Annotated in this window: 24 protein-coding genes; 10 read left to right on the plus strand and 14 right to left on the minus strand. The window is 48.4% G+C overall.

Annotated features, from left to right (window positions below; all coding sequences use genetic code 11):
- Positions 1–17 precede the first annotated feature (17 nt).
- On the minus strand, positions 18–1,004 hold the full coding sequence (locus AACT18_RS02450) for a DUF3187 family protein (RefSeq protein ID WP_094125375.1): 987 nt from the start codon (positions 1,002–1,004) through the stop codon (positions 18–20).
- A gap of 282 nt (positions 1,005–1,286) precedes the next feature.
- Here AACT18_RS02450 and nfsB point away from each other — a divergent pair, with 282 nt between their 5' ends.
- Entirely contained in the window at positions 1,287–1,940 is a 654-nt protein-coding gene (nfsB, locus tag AACT18_RS02455) for an oxygen-insensitive NAD(P)H nitroreductase (protein ID WP_094125376.1), read from the plus strand.
- Between the two features lie 3 nt (positions 1,941–1,943).
- Positions 1,944–2,234 (plus strand): putative quinol monooxygenase, encoded by a 291-nt coding sequence (locus tag AACT18_RS02460; RefSeq protein ID WP_013855414.1) that lies wholly within the window; start codon positions 1,944–1,946, stop codon positions 2,232–2,234.
- Positions 2,235–2,241: 7 nt separating this feature from the next.
- On the opposite strand, the gene AACT18_RS02465 is transcribed toward AACT18_RS02460, so the two are convergent.
- Positions 2,242–3,174, minus strand: a complete 933-nt coding sequence (locus tag AACT18_RS02465) for a LysR family transcriptional regulator (protein WP_094125377.1) — start codon at positions 3,172–3,174, stop codon at positions 2,242–2,244.
- The gene (locus tag AACT18_RS02470) at positions 3,158–3,922 is read right to left on the minus strand and encodes a tRNA (adenine(22)-N(1))-methyltransferase (RefSeq protein ID WP_237666694.1); all 765 of its coding nucleotides are present in this window, start codon (positions 3,920–3,922) and stop codon (positions 3,158–3,160) included. The genes AACT18_RS02465 and AACT18_RS02470 overlap by 17 nt, the downstream gene beginning before the upstream one ends.
- A 181-nt stretch (positions 3,923–4,103) precedes the next feature.
- Here AACT18_RS02470 and AACT18_RS02475 point away from each other — a divergent pair, with 181 nt between their 5' ends.
- From AACT18_RS02475 to AACT18_RS02480, 3 genes are read left to right on the plus strand one after another with little or no spacing between them, the layout of a single operon-like run.
- On the plus strand, positions 4,104–4,454 hold the full coding sequence (locus AACT18_RS02475) for a GlpM family protein (RefSeq protein WP_094125379.1): 351 nt from the start codon (positions 4,104–4,106) through the stop codon (positions 4,452–4,454).
- A gap of 6 nt (positions 4,455–4,460) precedes the next feature.
- Positions 4,461–4,559: an NUDIX domain-containing protein gene (locus tag AACT18_RS18120; protein WP_256375990.1), complete on the plus strand. Its 99-nt coding sequence runs from the start codon at positions 4,461–4,463 to the stop codon at positions 4,557–4,559.
- A gap of 11 nt (positions 4,560–4,570) precedes the next feature.
- Positions 4,571–5,611 carry an AbrB family transcriptional regulator gene (locus AACT18_RS02480; protein ID WP_094125380.1) on the plus strand — a complete coding sequence of 347 codons (1,041 nt, stop codon included), beginning with the start codon at positions 4,571–4,573 and terminating at the stop codon, positions 5,609–5,611.
- Positions 5,612–5,662: 51 nt separating this feature from the next.
- Here the strand turns inward: AACT18_RS02480 and greB are convergent, their stop codons facing one another.
- Entirely contained in the window at positions 5,663–6,145 is a 483-nt protein-coding gene (gene greB, locus AACT18_RS02485) for a transcription elongation factor GreB (RefSeq protein WP_010319306.1), read from the minus strand.
- A 343-nt stretch (positions 6,146–6,488) separates the two neighbouring features.
- Here greB and AACT18_RS02490 point away from each other — a divergent pair, with 343 nt between their 5' ends.
- Entirely contained in the window at positions 6,489–8,819 is a 2,331-nt protein-coding gene (locus tag AACT18_RS02490; RefSeq protein WP_094125381.1) for a Tex family protein, read from the plus strand.
- 149 nt (positions 8,820–8,968) lie between these two features.
- Here AACT18_RS02490 and AACT18_RS02495 read toward each other — a convergent pair whose 3' ends face one another.
- The gene (locus AACT18_RS02495) at positions 8,969–9,439 is read right to left on the minus strand and encodes a hypothetical protein (RefSeq protein WP_026027513.1); all 471 of its coding nucleotides are present in this window, start codon (positions 9,437–9,439) and stop codon (positions 8,969–8,971) included.
- A gap of 267 nt (positions 9,440–9,706) precedes the next feature.
- Positions 9,707–10,471, minus strand: a complete 765-nt coding sequence (gene bioH, locus AACT18_RS02500) for a pimeloyl-ACP methyl ester esterase BioH (RefSeq protein ID WP_038148688.1) — start codon at positions 10,469–10,471, stop codon at positions 9,707–9,709.
- Positions 10,472–10,617: 146 nt separating this feature from the next.
- On the opposite strand from bioH, the gene AACT18_RS02505 reads away from it, so the two are divergent.
- The 4 genes from AACT18_RS02505 (at position 10,618) to cysQ (ending at position 13,558) form a co-directional block, all read left to right on the plus strand.
- Entirely contained in the window at positions 10,618–11,319 is a 702-nt protein-coding gene (locus tag AACT18_RS02505) for an amidophosphoribosyltransferase (protein WP_013855424.1), read from the plus strand.
- Between the two features lie 99 nt (positions 11,320–11,418).
- Positions 11,419–12,006, plus strand: coding sequence for a Fe-S biogenesis protein NfuA (gene nfuA, locus AACT18_RS02510; protein ID WP_013855425.1), 588 nt, complete (start codon positions 11,419–11,421; stop codon positions 12,004–12,006).
- 154 nt (positions 12,007–12,160) lie between these two features.
- A complete protein-coding gene (nudE, locus tag AACT18_RS02515) occupies positions 12,161–12,706 on the plus strand; it encodes an ADP compounds hydrolase NudE (RefSeq protein ID WP_013855426.1) in 546 nt (181 codons plus the stop codon).
- 24 nt (positions 12,707–12,730) lie between these two features.
- Positions 12,731–13,558 (plus strand): 3'(2'),5'-bisphosphate nucleotidase CysQ, encoded by an 828-nt coding sequence (cysQ, locus tag AACT18_RS02520; protein ID WP_010319313.1) that lies wholly within the window; start codon positions 12,731–12,733, stop codon positions 13,556–13,558.
- Between the two features lie 80 nt (positions 13,559–13,638).
- Here cysQ and AACT18_RS02525 read toward each other — a convergent pair whose 3' ends face one another.
- The 8 genes from AACT18_RS02525 to gspG are packed head-to-tail and all read right to left on the minus strand — an operon-like array spanning position 13,639 to position 19,130.
- On the minus strand, positions 13,639–14,397 hold the full coding sequence (locus AACT18_RS02525; protein ID WP_019282844.1) for a type II secretion system protein N: 759 nt from the start codon (positions 14,395–14,397) through the stop codon (positions 13,639–13,641).
- Positions 14,394–14,891 carry a type II secretion system protein M gene (locus AACT18_RS02530; RefSeq protein WP_013855429.1) on the minus strand — a complete coding sequence of 166 codons (498 nt, stop codon included), beginning with the start codon at positions 14,889–14,891 and terminating at the stop codon, positions 14,394–14,396. The genes AACT18_RS02525 and AACT18_RS02530 overlap by 4 nt, the downstream gene beginning before the upstream one ends.
- A 10-nt stretch (positions 14,892–14,901) precedes the next feature.
- A complete protein-coding gene (gspL, locus tag AACT18_RS02535) occupies positions 14,902–16,113 on the minus strand; it encodes a type II secretion system protein GspL (RefSeq protein WP_094125489.1) in 1,212 nt (403 codons plus the stop codon).
- Complete coding sequence (gspK, locus tag AACT18_RS02540; protein ID WP_094125490.1) at positions 16,082–17,101, minus strand: type II secretion system minor pseudopilin GspK; 1,020 nt, start codon at positions 17,099–17,101, stop codon at positions 16,082–16,084. Before gspK ends, gspL begins: the two co-directional genes overlap by 32 nt.
- Positions 17,088–17,741 carry a type II secretion system minor pseudopilin GspJ gene (gene gspJ, locus AACT18_RS02545; RefSeq protein WP_017043520.1) on the minus strand — a complete coding sequence of 218 codons (654 nt, stop codon included), beginning with the start codon at positions 17,739–17,741 and terminating at the stop codon, positions 17,088–17,090. The genes gspK and gspJ overlap by 14 nt, the downstream gene beginning before the upstream one ends.
- Entirely contained in the window at positions 17,728–18,090 is a 363-nt protein-coding gene (gene gspI, locus AACT18_RS02550) for a type II secretion system minor pseudopilin GspI (protein WP_047688027.1), read from the minus strand. The genes gspJ and gspI overlap by 14 nt, the downstream gene beginning before the upstream one ends.
- Positions 18,074–18,652, minus strand: coding sequence for a type II secretion system minor pseudopilin GspH (gene gspH, locus AACT18_RS02555; protein ID WP_017045696.1), 579 nt, complete (start codon positions 18,650–18,652; stop codon positions 18,074–18,076). The genes gspI and gspH overlap by 17 nt, the downstream gene beginning before the upstream one ends.
- Positions 18,653–18,686: 34 nt before the next feature.
- The gene (gene gspG, locus AACT18_RS02560; RefSeq protein ID WP_094125496.1) at positions 18,687–19,130 is read right to left on the minus strand and encodes a type II secretion system major pseudopilin GspG; all 444 of its coding nucleotides are present in this window, start codon (positions 19,128–19,130) and stop codon (positions 18,687–18,689) included.
- Positions 19,131–19,179 lie beyond the last annotated feature (49 nt).

Genomic DNA, 19,179 nt, shown 5'->3' on the forward strand with positions numbered 1-19,179 from the left:
ATGGATGACATCGTTTGTCAGTTCGACTCTTTATCAAAGCGGCCAAAACGATAGCGATAGCCTAAACCAAAGGCAATATCGGTGCTGTTGTTGGCATTAAACATATTTTCGACCACAGTAATTTCAATCGCTGAATGGCTCATTTGATAACGATACCCCAAAATAAACTCGGTCGATGGTTTAGAAAAGTCATCCTCCCCCGTTGAAAGGCCTTGATAGAATGAGACCTGCCCAATCAGATAATGGCGTTCTAACCACTGATATCGATAACTGGTACCCATCGACCAAGTGCTCGAATGATACTGTGTTTGGCCTGGTACATTGGTCGGGTTGCGAAAGGTGATAGCCAACAGCGTATCAAGTGCATGCTTACCTCTTCGGTAGCCATAATTAAGCTGCACCGCTTGTTCAAACTCGGATAGGTTGAATATTCCATGGTGTGGATCGTTGTAATAGAGTGAAACTCCCAATGACAAACCGTGATGAGACTTATCCACCAGCTGGTACTGTAAATAACTGGTCAACGCACGGCTCAATGTCTCGCCTCGGAACGCTTCCTGATCAATGCCGTACTCTGGCATTTGAATGATGAAGCGATCGTTATCGACATCCTCACGCCCGTTTTGATCAATGCCAAACCCATCATGAAAAGCAATGGTTAAGCCATCTAAATGATTATTGGCAGCAAAGTTCCAACGATAATTAAGCTCAGCCTGCCACTTAGAAGAGAGCTGCCATTTACCGCCCATTGCAAGCTGATTCTGGTAATAATCCAAACTATAGTGGGGAGTGATCGCCCAAATGCTGGCGATAGTCGCGCTGGTGTAGAGCTCCACTTCTTCCTCTTGCATCGAAAAGCCGGAGCGAAGTTGTGCAGAAAGGCTATTGGTATGCAGTGGCGATTGTACATAGCTTTGCGCAGGCCCGTAGTCAATATCCGCCCACGCCGAGGGGATGGGAAGAGAAAAGAGAATAAACCAACAAATGCACTTACACTCAGTCATGCATACTCTCCGGCCAAAGCAACCTTTTGAATATATTAGACAATCATTAACGCTTAGTGAGTGACCATATCCCTTAATGATGATCTACCGTACACATTAAGTGTATGCGCTAATTCAGAAATATCATGAGATAGTGCTAACTTTTTCCGCAAGCTAGAGCGTTTTCAAATTCGGATTATCAAATTTTTTTTGAAAATGAATTAAGCAAGAGGCGGTTTCTTGTTTGGACTCAGTCCGTTATCTTAGCGCCATCTCGAATGTTATCTTCCCTAGGAGGGAAAAATGAATATTGTTCAAGCATCGCAAGCGCGCTATTCCACCAAAGCGTTTGACACCAACCGTAAACTGACTGAACAGCAAGTCGCTGATATTAAAGAACTGGTGCGCATGAGCGCCTCTAGCGTCAATTCGCAGCCTTGGCATTTTATTTTGGCGGCTAGCGAGGAAGGCAAAACGCGTATCGCCAAAGCGGCGCAAGGTCAATTTTCCTTTAACGAACGCAAAATTTTGGATGCGTCTCACGTGATGGTGTTTTGCGCCAAAACCGATATTGATGATAACTACTTATTGACGCTGCTGGAAAACGAAGAGAAAGATGGCCGCTTTGCCAATGAAGAAGCGAAAACAGGCATGCACGGCGGACGCAGCTATTTTGTTAACTTGCATCGAGAAACGCTCAATGACGCCGAACACTGGATGCAAAAACAAGTTTATTTAAATGTTGGAACACTGCTGCTCGGAGCGGCTGCGATGGGCATTGATGCAGTCCCCATTGAAGGGTTTGATGCCGAGGTGCTCAACCAAGAGTTTGGCCTGACTGAAAAAGGGGTCACCAGCTTAGTGATTGTACCGCTCGGTTACCACAGCGAAGAAGATTTCAACGCCAAGCTGCCGAAATCTCGCTGGCCAGAGCAAACCGTCTTTACTGAGTTATAAGCCATGATCCACTTATTAGCCGAAATCAAAGCCCTTCCCGACTCAATAGAGCGAGTGCAAGCTATGCTTGAAGCGCTGCTTGAACCGAGCCGCAACGAAACCGGCTGCTGCCAATATGAGCTCTATCGTGATAACTCGATTGACGGGTTATTCTTGATGCAGGAGATTTGGTGCTCAGAGGAGAGCTTGCAACAACACCAGCAGAGTGCGCATTTTCAGCACTTTCAACAACAGCTTAGCGAGCAAGAGGCATTGGAATACCTACAAATCCGCCCGCTAACGTTTGTTGGCTAATGCGGGATTAACCCTCACGCTGTTTGATGGCTGTCAGTACCGCTTGTCGTTGCTGGCAGCCTTTTCCACGAATAAATTCCTGAAAAGCGCGAATGGTTGGGGTGATCAAACGTCGGTCTGCGCACACGATATAAATTGGCACTGGCCCACTTTCCCATTGCGGTAAAATGCGTACTAAGCGCCCATCAATAATATCCTGACTGATATCCATTAATGACTTATTGGCAATGCCTTTGCCTTTAACAGCCAATCGATGTACCACGTCACCATCGTTGCATGCGGGGTTTCCTTGCACTACCACACTCTGCGTTTCGCCCTCTCGGCTCAAAACCCACTTATTATGCAGCGTGTCGGCCAGCATATAACAAAGACAATTGTGATGTTGCAGATCGTCAGGATGGAGGATAGGTGGATGCGTCGCCAAATATTCTGGCGAGGCGCACAACACGCGCTCGTTTGATTCACACAGCGGCATCGTAACCAAATTGGAATCAGCAGGATGGCCATAACGAATCGCAATATCCATCGGGTGAGCATACATATCCGCTAAGCGATCAGAGAGATCCAGTTTAACGATGACGTTCGGGTGCAAGGCAATAAATTCATCGATCCAATCCAGCAGTAAATTGCGCCCCAAATCCGAAGGGGCACTGAGGTGCAGCTTCCCCGCTAGTTGACCGCGCGCGCATGCTATCTGATCGAGCCCTTCTTGCAACGTGGCAAGGGCTGTCTGAGTTTTGGCGAGGAAAATCTCCCCCTCTTGGGTTAAGCGCATATGACGTGTCGAGCGGACAAAGAGCGGAAACTGCACCTGCTCTTCTAAGCGGCGAATGGCGGCACTGACCGCGGCCGTGGTCAGCGATACGCTGTTGGCCGCCTTAGAAAAACTGCCTTGGCGTGCGGTTTCGACAAACAAGTTCAGATCATTGAGTGCTTTCATATTCTCCGCCTATTGAACTATTTCCATCGCTAAAATTTCCATGACAAGTGATATTAATCGGCTGATAGGCTTGCCAACACTTTTGCGCGCTAACATCGCCGCCTTGCGCTTTACGCTGATAATGCTGTTGCAATTGCGTCAGATAACGCTGGGCAATCATTTTTTGCTCATCATTGTCCACTTGCCAGATCGATTCACCGACCAAACTAAGGGGTGGTAATTTTGGTTCTTTGCCTCGTACTGCAGGCGGATGAATCTGCACGTCCAGCAGCTCGTAGATACGCCGATTCTCTTCCACCAGTTGTTCCTGTTGTAATCTCGCGCCCAGTGTCATCAACTGTTCACGTAAGGTGTAGCCGTGATGCACAGGACAAAGCAGAAAATCGAACGAGCGATGCGGATAACGCTCAACCAGCGCGGCAATGAATTCACTCATTAAATCACCGCCAACCCCAGCGATGATCAGTAGATGCGAGCCAGAATGGCTATCAAGCGGCAAATCGCGCACATCCATGCAATGTGTACGCCAGCGCGGTAACGCCGCCGTTGCAGGGAAATAGCGCGTTAAATCAAGCGTCACCTTTTCAATCAACGCTGGCACAATATCTACAAAATGCACCACACTATTTGGACAGCGCTTCAGTAACGCCGCGCCAAGCAAACCGTGATCGCAGCAGCAATCCCAAATATGATCGTAGTGACGGTTGATCTGCTGTACTAGTTGCGTGAGCCGTTTTCCTAATTTCATCTTTGCCCAACCAAGCCGCATGATACAACACGCCGCCGAATAAAAAGAGTGGCGGCCATTTTACTTGGATTTGAAGAAATGTTGCATAGAAAATAACAAACCCATCAATGAACATTTCTAGTTAACCTGTCAGTGATTTATAGTGAGCAACACTTAATCTATTCTGACAAAAGGAAATGTCATGGCAGCTCTGTTTTTCAAGTGCCTGCTTGGTGCGCTTGCCGTGTTGATCATCGCCCTGCTCTCCAAAAGCAAAAGCTTTTTTATTGCTGGTCTTGTACCGCTGTTTCCTACCTTCGCTCTGATTGCGCATTACATTGTCGGCACCGAACGCACGTTGGAAGACCTGCGCACCACCGCGTTGTTTGGCCTTTACTCGCTTATCCCGTATGCGGCATATCTGTTGGCAGTATACTACTTCAGTTATTGGCTACCTCTCACCAGTACACTGGTATGTGCCACTTTGGTGTGGTTGGCATTCGCTGCATTATTGTTAGTAAGTTGGACACGTTTAAACCCTGCGATGGCCTAAACCATCATCCCCGACGGTCATATCGATACGGGAGAAAGCCAAACGCAAGCACTACAACGTGAAGTGCTAGAGGAACGATGGCATTTACGCTGCACAATTTATTAAGGAAAGGCATAATGTTCGAAAGAGCTTCTTTTACTCTGTTTATTCACATTGTGGTGATCGCAGCTGTTGCGGCGAGTGTGGGAAGCCTGCTCGCCATTCCGCTTTCTGAAATGTTTATTGCCGCAGCTTTAGTCATTGTGCTGCATAAAAAACGCCTCTTATCCATTCGCGTTCCTAACGGGTTATTGTTGACGGTGCAAATTGTGCTAGGCATCAGCGTTGGGGCAACCATCAGTTTAAGTCAATTGGGCGAAACCTTAACCCTACCGGTGATTATCGGTTTGGTTTGCTGCTTAAGCTTGCAGATCGCCAGCAGCTTTCTTTGGCTCCGCAAAAAAGAAGGTTGGTCACCGTTTGAATCTCTACTCGGTGCGGTACCGGGCGCGATGGCAGCGATTTTGGTGATCAGCGAATCAAGCCAGACTCCTTCAACCAAAGTGGTTTATTCGCACTCGGTGCGCTTGATGATCCTCACTTTACTGGCTCTTTTTATCTCCAATAGCACGCCCGACGTTGTCCCCGTTGAGAGCAGTTTAACGATTTACGCGTGGTTGATTTTCTTTGCGCTTGCGCTGCTTAGTCTACTGCTGGGCAAAGGCTCGACCTTGCTCGGCATTCCCGCGCCATATATGTTGGCGGCACTGCTGGTCACGGCCAGTTTCAATAGTTTTTCGACAGGCATTGCGCTACAACTTCCAACATGGATGGTAGTATTCGCCACCGCACTGCTGGGCATTTTGATTGGCGCACGCCTTGCCGATACCACATTGCGCGAAGCCATGGCTTATTCGCGCGCGGGTGTGATGGTTACACTGATTGGTCTGCTGGTCGCCGTCGCCGTGTCTGGCTTATTTGCGTTACTGCTGGATAAATCTTGGGTGGTATTACTTCTAGCTTGGGTCCCCGGCAGTGTAGAAGCGATGACCGCCGTCGCCCTACTGCTGGGCATGGAACCCGCGTTTGTGATGATCAACCACGCCCTACGGCTACTGCTGCTCTACTCGCTACCCGCCGTGTTGAAAAAGCCGTTAGAGGCGTTGCGAAGCAAGTGAGGTGAGAAAAATGAGCGACCGAGGAATATCTTGGATAACCGAATACTCCGTTCACTGCCCTTTTTCATACTCAATCGAGTTAATAAACCACTCTTTGATACCGGTGGGCGTGGGCACTTGCACCTCGTCATCAACCTCTTTTTTCAGCAGAGCACGCGCCATCGGTGAATCGATGGAGATGTAATCTTTCGCGTCACCGTAAATCTCTTCTGGGCCCACAATGCGAAAGCGCTTTACATCACCCGCTTCATTTTCAATTTCCACCCAAGCTCCGAAAAACACTTTCCCCTCTTGTTGAGGCGAATAATCAACTATCGTCACTTCCGGTAAAAATTTTCTCAAAAAACGAATTCGGCGATCAATTTGGCGCAGTAAACGCTTATTAAAGGTGTAGTCTGCGTTTTCAGAGCGATCCCCGAGGCCAGCAGCCCAAGTGACTATTTTGGTAATTTCTGGCCGTTTTTCATGCCAAAGATGGTCATGCTCTGCCTTTAATTTATTGTAGCCCTCACGGGTAATCAGTTTGGTCTTCAAGATCTTTTCCCATTACACACTGCCGCACATTCAAGGTAGCCGCGGGTTATACATTCATCACGATGGCTTGCTACTATACTGTCATTTTCGCTCGGCACCAACTGACTGAGCTTATCTTTAGCCACCAAACTCATCTTCGGTTTTAGCGCTGCCAACGCTGAAAAATGACATCAAAATCACACGCGTTACGTGACCTCTTTGGCACAATCGGGTAGAAGGTTATCTCACTAATCTCATAACAGCGCGCCGTTAGACTAGAAATAAGTCTAACGTGCCCCAATAGTTACCTTATTCAAACCACCCTGAGTGGTGGTGCTACTGAACTACAAAAGAGAAACCACGGATGAGCCAAGCTATCTGCAAATTGATCGCACAAGAGCTAAATGTGCGTCTTGAGCAAGTGACAGCGACTGTCACACTTATTGATGACGGAAACACCGTTCCTTTTATCGCCCGTTACCGTAAAGAGGTCACGGGTGGGCTAGACGACACCCAACTGCGTACCTTAGACAGCCGTTTATCCTATCTGCGCGAACTCGATGATCGCCGCCAAACCATTCTGAAATCGATTCAAGAACAAGGCAAGCTCAGCGCTGAGCTAGCACAAGAGATCAACCAAGCAGATAGTAAAACTCGCCTTGAAGATCTCTATTTGCCCTACAAACCTAAGCGTCGTACTAAAGGTCAAATTGCGATTGAAGCAGGGCTTGAACCCCTGGCAGACAAGCTGTGGAATGAAGCGCAAACCGACCCTGAAACCGAGGCCGCACACTATGTGAACACCGAGAAAGGGATCAGTGATATCAAAGCAGCACTGGACGGTGCACGCGCCATTATCATGGAACGCATTGCTGAAGATGCCAACCTGCTGGACAAAGTGCGCCGCCATTTGACGCGCAGTGCCGAATTGGTCTCTCGCGTGGTCGAAGGCAAAGAGCAAGCAGGGGAGAAATTTAAAGATTACTTCGCGCATAATGAAACGCTCAGTAAAGTGCCTTCACACCGCGCATTGGCCATGCTTCGCGGCCGCAATGAAGGCTTTTTAAGCTTGAGCATGAATGCCGACCCAGAGCAAGAAGAGGGCGTGCGCCAATCGTATTGCGAAACGCTGATTGCACAACACTATGGCATTCACTTAAGCAGCGCCCCTGCCGATGGGTGGCGCAAACAAGTGATCAGTTGGGCGTGGCGCATTAAAGTGTCAATGCACATGGAAACCGAACTAATGGGCGCAATGAAAGAGCGTGCCGAAATCGAAGCGATTGAAGTGTTTGCCACCAACTTAAAAGATTTGTTGATGGCCGCACCGGCTGGCCCACGCGCCACTCTCGGCTTGGATCCTGGTTTGCGAACGGGTTCGAAAATTGCGGTAGTGGACGCCACGGGTAAAGTACTGGCGACCGAGACGATTTATCCGCATCAACCGCATAACCAACATGACAAATCAGCGAAAATTGTTGAGCAGTTGGTACGCCAATTTAACGTCGATTTGATTGCGATTGGCAACGGTACCGCATCGCGCGAAACCGATACTTTTGTCGCCGATGTCATTAAGCGCGGCAACCTGAAAGTGCAGAAAATCATTGTTAGCGAAGCGGGGGCATCGGTCTACTCAGCCTCTGAGTTGGCGGCCAAAGAGTTTCCCAATATGGATGTGTCGCTACGCGGCGCGGTGTCGATTGCTCGCCGCCTGCAAGATCCACTTGCCGAGCTGGTGAAAATCGATCCGAAATCGATCGGTGTGGGCCAATACCAACACGATGTCAGCCAGTCGATGCTCGCCAAACGCTTAGATGCGATTGTTGAAGACTGCGTCAACGCAGTGGGCGTGGATGTGAATACCGCCTCTGCCGCGCTGTTAACACGCGTGGCTGGCTTGTCTAACGCACTGGCGCAAAACATCGTTGATTATCGGGATGAAAATGGACGCTTCGCCTCACGCGCTACACTGAAAAAAGTCGCGCGCTTAGGGCCAAAAGCATTTGAGCAATGTGCGGGCTTCTTACGCATTATGGATGGAAAAAATCCACTCGATGCCTCTTCGGTTCACCCAGAAGCGTATCCAGTGGTGAAAGCCATCGCCGAAAAAAACAGCAAAGAGATCAAAGCACTGATCGGCAATAGTGAATTTTTGCGCAATTTACACGCCGTCGATTACACCGACGAGCATTTTGGCCTACCGACTGTCACTGACATCATCAAAGAGCTCGATAAACCGGGCCGCGATCCACGCCCTGAGTTTAAGACCGCGACCTTTGCTGACGGCGTGACTGAAATGAAAGATCTGGAAATTGGGATGATTTTGGAAGGCGTGGTATCGAATGTGGCCAACTTTGGTGCTTTTGTCGACATTGGCGTTCACCAAGATGGCTTAGTGCATATCTCTGCATTGACTGATCGTTTCATTGCCGACCCGCGTGAAGTGGTGAAAGCGGGCGATATCGTCAAAGTTAAAGTGATGGAAGTCGATGTGCAGCGAAAACGCATTGCTCTCTCGATGCGCTTAAACGATGAGCCGGGGCAAGATAACCGCAGCCAACGCTCTGGCTCTACAAGTGGCAACACGCGTTCGCATCAAAACGGTGGCCAACCGCAACGCCGTCGTGAAGAGCCACAACAAAACGCGGCAATGGGTGGAGCTTTCGCCGCCGCCTTTGCTAAAGCGAAAAAATAGCGGCGATGCGTAACTTACTGGATAAACGAATCACAGTGAAAAGCACCTAACCACGTCGCTCATACCAGAGCCGCAAAAAACACAAATCCCCACTGCGGCCAATGCCTAAGTGGGGATTTTATTTATCGCGATAAGTCGCATTCATCGACCTACAACACCGCAATCACTTCAGAAGGCGTATTGGGTGCAACCGCGTGACCATAATAGTACTTAATTACAGTTCGCCGGCGCGCCATTTTGCCTTCGGTTATCGCAGCATCAATAATGTGTTTAGGTAACCTAAACCGCATCGTATAGCTTTTACCTTGATCCTTGCTGTAGGTGGCGAGAGCGAGCAAGTCAAACAGCCTTTCGAGCTCGCTTTTCTGCTCCTCTTGATAAGAAGTCGATGTTTCGTATTCGGTGCCAACCTCATAGCTTGGGTGCTCTGAAGGGTCCCATGACGACTGTTTTCGTCTTTTATCATCCGCCTTTACCTTACGCTCAGCGTTGGTTTTAGCCAGTTCGACGGTTGGCATCACAGGGGCGCGGATCCGATTGTCACGCGCGGCCTGTTCCGTTTGCACATTAACCGATGGGGCGATAAGTGGCACACTTACGTTCGTTGGTGACACCATCATAGCCGAAACCTCCTCAGTATCGCCCGCCCCGATAGACCTGCTTTCGCTCAGCACTACTGGGTTAGACTTTATATCGACCAGATTGCTCAAACTTTTAGCAAATTTATTTTTAATTTAACATTTGTACCCAACGGCTTGACGTTTCAGGACGCTACAGATAAAGACAGCAAACGGGTGAATCCCCATGAGAGAGATCAACGATGTGATTGAGGTGAGCCAACAAAGCTGTAGCTTTAAGTAGAAAGACATTGCATGAGTATCAATGCCTTAACGTGCAAAGGCGATGAGCTGCTGGCAAAAATCGTCCAGTTCAGTGATGAACGGTGCGTGGGAGGAATTGCCAAAAATGTACTGCTCGCTATTGGGCAAGGTTTTTTGCAACTCTTGCGCCACCTTAACCGGCACCAAACCATCAAGCCGACCATATAGACGAAGCATGGGAATCGAGAGTGCTGTCAACGGCTGGCGCAAATCCACCTCCGCCAACATGACCAAACCCGCTAACAATGATTGTGGGTTCGGCGCGGGCCGTGATAACACCGCTTGTTTTAGGTATTTGACATCTTGCTTTGCCTGAGGGCTGCCCATCGCTTGCAGCGCCATAAAGCGCTCAACAGTAGCCTGAAAATCGTCCATTAACTGTTCAGTAAAGGCACTGAGCACTTGAGGGAGAATGCCACGCCACGGTTTCTGTGCCGCAAATTTGGGAGAGCTCGCCACAGTGACCAATTTGCTCACATAACTTGGGTGATGCAGTGCCATATGAGTCGCCACTAACCCACCCAAAGACCAACCGACCCAAATGGCTTGTTTAGGTGCTTGCATGATTAGCGCTTGCGCGATCTCTTCTAGATCAGCGGCGTGGCTAGCAGCGCTGTGACCATAACCAGGCAAATCAACCACGTGCACACGAAAATGTCCTTTAAGCACATCGACCGCTTGCTGCCATACTGCACCATTCATCCCCCAACCGTGCACCAAGACAAGATCATCGCCCTCGCCTGAGGCTTGCCAATATAACGCTGTGGCCATGCTCACAAATTCTCCCACTAAATTCACACTTCTTCGCTGAAAAAATACCGATCATACACTCACTGACTTGAAATCACGGTCAACACAAAGACTGATTCAAGTTGCAAGAGTATAACCATACTTCGTTTCACAGCTTTGGTTGAGTTATGTTATCGCATTGGGTTCAAAAAACCATCACTCGCTTGGTAAGCCGTCAGTGTCTACTGTGTCGTTTACCGATTGAAACTCACCAAACTGGGGCTTGGTGTAAGACCTGCCTAACCTATTTTTCACCGCAACCTCGCTGCCAACAGTGCGGCCTGCCAACGCTTATTACCGTGCCTCAATGCGGGCAATGTTTAGCAAATCCTCCGCCTTGGCAACGCCTATACTGTGTCGGCGACTACATTTTTCCGCTCAGTCACACCATTCATCAACTCAAATATGAAGGTCAATTTTGGCAATCTCGCCATTTGAGTGCCTTACTGACGCCACGTATCGACACTCCCGCCCCGCTCATTACTAGCGTTCCGTTGCACTGGCAACGGCGCTTAAAACGCGGATTCAATCAAAGTGCACTACTTGCCTCTCAATTAAGTCAACAACTGGGGGCTAGCTGCGATAACCAGTTGATCAAACGCAATCGCGCAACGCCCCAGCAGCAAGGGCTTTCTAAATTACAGCGCAAACAAAATCTCAAACATGCATTCACACTACGGCACCTCCCCACGCACAAGCACATTGCACTTGTTGACGATGTAGTGACCACGGGCAGTACCGTGCAGCAAATCTGTCAATTACTGCTTGAAGTCGGTGTCGAAAGGATTGATATTTACTGCATATGCCGTACTCCTGAACCTAAAGATTAACCAACACGGTTTTATTTAGCGCGTAAAAAGGACTGGATCCGCCGTGTTTCAGGAGTAGAATGGCAAGTAATAACCTATAAATTTACTCAGGTATTCGTCGTGTCAAATTCTATTATTATTACCGAAACAGCCCAAACCCATTTCGGCAAGTTGCTTGGGCAACAGCCTGATGGTACTAACATCCGAGTTTTTGTAGTCAATCCAGGCACTCAAAATGCAGAGTGTGGCGTCTCTTACTGCCCACCAGAGGCAGTGGAAGCGACTGATACTGAAATTGCCTTTGAAGGTTTTTCTGCGTATGTCGATGAACTGAGCTTGCCGTTTTTAGAAGACGCAGAGATCGATTTCGTCACAGATAAAATGGGTTCACAACTGACACTTAAAGCTCCGAATGCGAAGATGCGTAAAGTGTCTGATGACGCAAGCCTGATTGAACGTGTGGAATATGCGATTCAAACTCAAGTCAACCCGCAGTTAGCTGGCCATGGTGGCCATGTCAGCTTGGTTGAAATCACCGAAGATGGTATTGCGATTGTCGCCTTTGGTGGCGGCTGTAACGGTTGTTCAATGGTCGATGTCACCCTCAAAGAAGGCATTGAAAAAGAACTGCTTCAACAATTTGAAGGCGAATTAACCGCGGTGCGCGATGCCACTGAACACGATCGTGGTGAGCACTCTTACTACTAGTGACTCGCTAGATGCGTGGATTACAGAAAACGAAGCCGAGATGAGATTCTCGGCTTTTTTATACTTAAAATCATTTGCCGCGCTCAAGTCCTTTTCAATTAAGGTCATTTTCTCATATAGTTAGAAAAGTCATTTGCCTTACGGGAATTAGTGTATGCCAACCAGAAAACTGCCCGAAATTTTAGCCCAAAGAACGGCAGCTCAATCGACCCTGTTTACCATCGAATCATTAGATTTACGCTTTTCTAACGGCGAACAGCGCACCTATGAACGAATGAAACCGAGCGGCCGGCATGCAGTTATGATGGTGCCAGTAACGGCACAAGGAGATTTACTGCTGGTTCGAGAGTATGCCGCTGGCACTGAACGCTATGAGCTCGGATTCCCTAAGGGTTTGATTGACCAAGGAGAAAGCCCGCAACAAGCAGCAAATCGTGAACTCAAAGAAGAAATTGGTTTTGGCGCAAGCACCTTAACCCCCTTAAAAGAGGTGGTACTTGCCCCCTCTTACTTTTCGAGCAAAATGACACTCTTCTTAGCACAAGATCTATACTCAGAAGTAATGGAAGGCGATGAACCCGAACCTTTAGAGGTCATTCGCTGGCCTCTGGCCCAAGCAGAAGAGCTACTGACTCACCTCGATTTCTGTGAAGCCCGAAGCATTACCGCACTACTGCTTGCTCTGCGCAGCCTAAAATAACAAAGTAGAGCTATAGGATTGATGATGCCAACAGCCAATAATTTATCTTACTTACTGCCTGACGTAATTGAAATCGCTCGCTCTGCCGGGCAATTGATTCTCGATATCTACGAAAAGAAAAACTACGAAGCGTTCACCAAAAGTGACCACACCCCTGTCACCAGTGCCGATCTTGCTGCGCATAAACTGATCTGCGAACGACTGAGTGAACTCACGCCAGATATTCCTGTTTTGTCGGAAGAGGCGGCGGACATTAGCCTAGAAAAACGCAGCCAATGGCAGCGGTACTGGTTGGTTGACCCGCTTGATGGTACGCAAGAGTTTATTGCGCGCAGTGGTGACTTTGCCACCATTATCGCACTGATCGAAGAAAACCAACCAGTGATGGGCGTCGTCTATGGGCCCGTTTCTGGCGTGACCTACTACGCCTACGCAGGCAAAGGCGCATGGAAGATCCCCGACATGTCTGAAAGCTTGCGTATTGAAACACACAAGCACGAAACCGTTGGGCAATCCATCGCGATTGCGATCAGTCGCCGCCAAGATATTAACCGTATTACAAGTTGCATGAGCAGCGCATGGAATTATGAGTTAGTGCCGCTGGGCTCGGCAGCGCTGAAAGCGTGTTTAGTCGCAGAAGGTGCTGTCGACTGCTATTTGCGCCTCGGCCCAACGGGTGAATGGGATACCGCAGCCACGCAATGCATCGTAGAAGAGGCGGGCGGACGCATCCTCAACACGCAACTGCAACCGCTGTCCTACAATGAGCGTGAAACGTTAGAAAACCCCAACTTTATTGTATTAGGGGATGCCGATTTGCCTTGGAATACCATTTTACAAGTCAAACCATAACGGCCATTACCAATAAAAATGCTGAGCAATAGACTCAGCATTTTTATTGGGGTATGAAATGATTACGGTTAAAAAACCAATCAAAGCTGGCCTTGATAATTAAACTGATATTTACCTTGGTTGTCTGGCGCTCCAATCCACTGTAATTGCTCCGCCATTTCGGGTGGGAATTGCGCTTCAGGTTTGAACCACGCTTTCGCACTGTAACTCATATCTGGTTGCAGCTGCAGGGCAAACTCACTGCTCATTTGATCACTGTTTTGCTGGCCGTTCAATGTCATCTGATTGCTTTGACATTGCAGATCTGCCACTACCGGACCAAGCGAGAGCTCTCCTAAAGGTGAGTCAACTCGGCCATGAGTCCACGCAAGTGAGCCTTCGGCAGATTCACACCACGGGCTATCATAGCGGTAATGGTTCAGGGACAACTCGACTTGCCCCTGAAAAGTCACTGGTACAGGCAGCGGAAACAGCGTCGCTAATTTATTAGCCGCGACAGAAACTACAACCTTGTCCGCATAAGGGCCAGAAAACCCCAGACCAAGATTGCCTTTGCCACGAACTCCCATATCACTACCGCGTCCAAAGCGTACCGCCACTTCAAACTTGGCCATCAGCAGTTGTGATACTTGGATGTCCCAGTTGAGATCGCCGACATTTTGCCCTTGCCAAAACAGTTGTTGAGCACTACCAGACCACACCGTACCGTCAACACCAGTGACACGCATGACTTCGGAAGAGGAGAGTTGATTCATCACCAAGGAGGCAGGAATATGCGCGACCACACTGATGAGAAAAACCATTACAAGGAACCCGCTATAGAGCAATTTCTTTTTCACTCACCACCTCGCTTCAGTTGTAAGCGTTTTACTTCGACAACGCCACTTTGCTGAGCACGATTGATGTCCATAAACTCGACATCGACACCTTGCTGCTCTTTTAGAAAGGCAAGCCAATCCACCAATTTAGAGAAAGGAAGTGGTTGTATCCAAACCTGCATCATTTCATCACGCGGTTGAATACGAATAAGCTCAATTTGAAAACGCTGCACACTTGATGAGATGACTTGATTGAGCGGTTGCGTCGTTGCCACCCCACCACCTTGTGCGCGCAATTGAGTAATGGCATCGGCCTTATCCGTCACCCAATTAAGCAATTGTCTTTCACTGATAATCCGGGCTTGCGCAAGCTCGGTTTTCTGATTAAGTGGCGCTAAAATGCCCCAATAAATGATCGCAACCACACACAGCGACACACCACCTAACAGTAATTTCTGTTCACGAGGGGAAAAGGCCGCCCATCGTTGTTGAAGTGCACTCAGGCTATTTTTCATGTCACTAACCTCACTGGCTTTTCAGTATGAAGGTACCATTAACTACAGAACCCGAGCGGTTTAACTGCCCTTGCTCAACCACAAACTGCTTTTCCAATTTAAGGCGCGCTTGTTCAAAGCTTTCAAAATCATTACTTTGAACTTCAAGGCGAATTTCACCCCGATTGCCATCATATTTAACACTTTGCAACTGCATGTTCGGTACGCTGCCGATACTGCTGGGCAACTTCGACAACCACTCCAACATCGAACCATTGGCTTCACCGCCAGAGAGTCGAGCCGCTTCATCATTCATCAGTCTTTTCAGGTAACTGATGGTGGGTATTTTCTGTTTATCAGGGAAAACCGCGCGAAAAACACGTTCACTCTCCGCTCGATAAGCATCGGCTTGCGCTTCGTAGTGCCCAGCTTGCAAAAGATGGTGGCTGGTTGAAATTACAATCAACACCGCGGCCGCTAATGCGCATTTTTGCCATACTTGCCAATGCTTCAAAAACGAGGACTTGGTTTTAAAACTTCCCGTCAGTAAAGTCACTTTGCTCGCTATCGCTTGCTGAGTCAGCAGCGCCATGACTAAATGAGGCTCGGCCTGTTGCCAATGTTGTCCTTCAGCCAGTGTCAGCTCAGGGAGCGGGGTATACGCCTCAAGTGGTAAATAGTGCCCATCTTGCTTGACCCACTCTGCAGCACTAAACAGCGTTAACCACTGCGGTTCAATGCTCACCCCTAAATACTCACCTTTACGGATTAACCATTCTTGGCCGATCTGCAGTGCCGACAACCCCTCTGATGCAGGGATAGCCAACACATCCGGTAATACCTTTTTCACGTCAAAACCCGCGGCTTTGAGCTCATCTAAGCGGGTACGCAACCAAGCACGATCCACCCCGACAACGTAAGCAGTGGAAGCGGTTTTATGCAAAATTGAAAAATGCAGCTCATCCACATCTTGTGCGATCTCATCTTCGATTAGATAAGGCAACATTGACTCTAAGCGACGAGCCGCCCCTGATGGAATCGCGACCTCAGTCAGTACTAAATCACTGGCAGCAAGCAGCACAATCGTGGCGCGTTCAGCTGCATAGCTAGAGAGCTGAGATAGCTGCTCCCATCCGGATATTTCACCGCTGGCAATCACTTCTTGCTGCTGTGTTGACCACACCAGCCAAGGTATTTCAGCGTCTTGTTGACTACTCAGCCGAACGGTCAGAAACTCGCTCACTGATCCCTCCAAAGCGACGGCGTATGACCGTTGCGGTTTCTCTATTATCACTAAACAATAAACTGCGAATACGAACTCGCGAGTCATCAACCAAGATTTGAGCATCCAGTTCAAAATAAGCACTATCGACAGCTAGGTACTGTTTCGCTTCTTCTTTCACTTTGCTCTCCACAGCAGCCAATGCGGCCTCTGCGAGAAAATTGTCTACCGAAGCCCAGCCATCAAATGGTCGGCTCTCGAGTAAGTTTTTTGCATCCCCTTCACTTAAGTGCGGGCTGAACATCGCCACCAATAACTTGGCATGATCGGGTTCCAAGGTATTGATATTCAAACGCCAATCATCAGTGGGGAGAGTGCAGATATAAGGCGCTATTTTATTCATTACATCACCGCTCACCTGCTGAACCGCGCGCAACTCACTGCTATCCGCAAGTAAACTATTCGCCGCCAGATAAGCAGGAGACATTGATTCATACTGGCTGTCTTCTACGCCATAAGAGGACTGCACATCTGAATCGCCATCAATATACTCCCAAGCCGAATCGGCAATCACTTCGGCTTGATAGCTGTCGACCTCAAGCTCTTGCAATAACCGTTGCAACACTTGCACTAAATAGGGTTTTTCGACACTCCCTGCCGCAGGTCTGGCCCTCGAGAGTACATTCAGGTTAAAACAAGCCTGTTTATCAAGGATGCGCCCTTTCAGAGTGCCGTAATCCAATGGATACGTTTGCTCTTTCATCGCCCAAGGTTGACTTAAGTTAATCGTTTCGTTGTCTTTGTAGCTCTGCTCGATAGCGACTTTGGCTAAAGCTTCACTACCCACACTATACCAATAGGCTTGCTGGTAACTAATTTGATTATTCGCTCTTTGAAACTGTGTGAATAAACGTTCGGACATGGTTGCGGCAATCGATACCATAATCGCCAACAACAGCAAGATAACGATTAACGCCACACCGCGTTGGGCTCGATTAGGGTGCGCCATTATTATCAGCCTCTTTATTGGTCGAATTGATGCCACCACCAGCAGTAAGGTAGATACGCTCAATCTCGCCATAATCTTTCAGCGCCAATTTCACGGCCACCGCCTGTGGGATTTTCAAGGCATCACTCCACTCTTCACTCCATTTATCTTGGTTATAAAAGCGCAGCGATAGTGACTCAACATCATGTAACAATGGCGTGATGATCCCTTCTTGCCCTGCAGGAGTATCAGGATAACGCCACCATATACGCTCTAACACGCCCTCTTTAATTCGGTAGCCGACCTTAGTGACTTCCCCGCGTGGAAATTGCTGCTGTGGGTTATGCCAACCTAAGCGTGCAAACAGCACTCCTTTTTGATCGGAGTCGAGCAAGTACTCTTTCCAAATCAGCATCTGTTGACTTGGCTCTTCACCATTGGTGCGAAATTGACGCGTTGCCATCTGCCGAAAATCGCCATCCATTAACACCATGGCACGCTGCAATTCGTTCAAACGTTGGCTACGTTGGGCTGAAATTTCATTACTGCGCTGGACTTGGTTCAATACTTGGTAAGCACCGACGCTCAAACTGGCGAAAATCGCGATCGCCACCAGCACTTCAATCAAGGTAAAGCCTTTGCTTTGTTTATTTGGCGACATAACTTCTCACTGTCACCAAAGGTGATCCTTCTTTTTCACTAGCTACGCTGACATCAAAAGCTTTCAATAAATTATCCGCAGTGGGTACTAAAGTGACTTTCCAATACCAGGTTCGACCCGCCAATACTTCACTGCCATTTTTCGCTTGTACGTTTTGAGGAGTAAGCATCACTTGCGCCATCTGGTTATCGACCACCATGGCGGCAAACGCTTTTTCTTCCAAATAACTCACGGTATTGATGTGTTGGCTGACCGAACGGATCACACTGATGGAAGCGGTGGCAAAAATAGCCAGCGCCACCAAGACTTCTAACAGCGTCATCGCTTTTTGTTTACCCATCAATCGCATCTCCCGGAGCGAACAGCGTGATTTCCCCGTTTTCTTTCACTACCACTCGCCAGCCTTGCTCTGCATCTTGCTGATTAAGATGGATGCTCAGGACAAAAGGGGTCAGCTCACCACTCGATAAAATAAACACCTGTGGTGGTAATTGTTTTTTTTGCTCGCCTTCATCAGCAAACTTATCGTCATCAAACAGACTGCCCGGTTTGAAGAGTCGATCGTCGTTTTTCCATGCACTTCCTCCCAGCTCAAACTGGAGAGATAATCCCTCAGGCAGTTGGAGCTGTGAAGCCATTTTCTTGCTCTCTAGCGGCTGCCATCCCTTGTCCTCCATCGATAGGAAAACCAGATGCGATTTTTTTTCATCGACCCGCAAACCAAAATCTTTGCCACTGAGAATGGCTTCTTCATTGCTCAGTTGTAGACGCTGATAAAGGCTCATCGCGTACTGTTTCGCATCATCGTTGTTCGTGCTAGGTAGCGTCGATATAACGGCCACAGCACTGAGCGAGAGCAGCACGAGCACCAGCAGTATTTCGAGTAGGGTAAAACCGCGTTGAGATAGCATCAGATAAATGGGGCGGCTAAGGCCGCCCTCTCTCTTATTGGAAATCTTGCATGTTCCAGTTGCCTATGTCGGCACTGGCGCCTTCGCCACCTTCTTGACCATCAGCACCTAGCGTGAAGATATCAATCGTACCGTTATCACCAGGGCTTAAGTATTGATAAGGGTTGCCCCAAGGGTCATTTGGCAAACGGCGAATATAACCGTTATCGCGGTAGTTGCGTGGCTCAGGATTCGACGGCTTGGTCACTAGCGCTTCTAAGCCTTGATCTGTCGTTGGGTACACGCTGTTGTCTAATTTATACATATCCAACGCATTTTCGAGTGCGACAATATCGGTAATCGCTTTTTGTTGGTCAGCTTTTTCTTTATTACCGAGCAAATTAGGCACCACAAAACTCGCCAAAATACCCAAAATAACCACAACCACCATCACTTCAAGCAAAGTAAAGCCCGACTGTTTATTTGTTTTTATTCTCATTCCAATCTCCAACATAGTTTGGTCGTTATCATTGCAGAATTCAGTCATG

Origin of the sequence: Vibrio sp. V04_P4A5T148 (assembly GCF_963875605.1) — a bacterium.
GTDB classification, from domain to species: Bacteria; Pseudomonadota; Gammaproteobacteria; order Enterobacterales; family Vibrionaceae; genus Vibrio; species Vibrio anguillarum.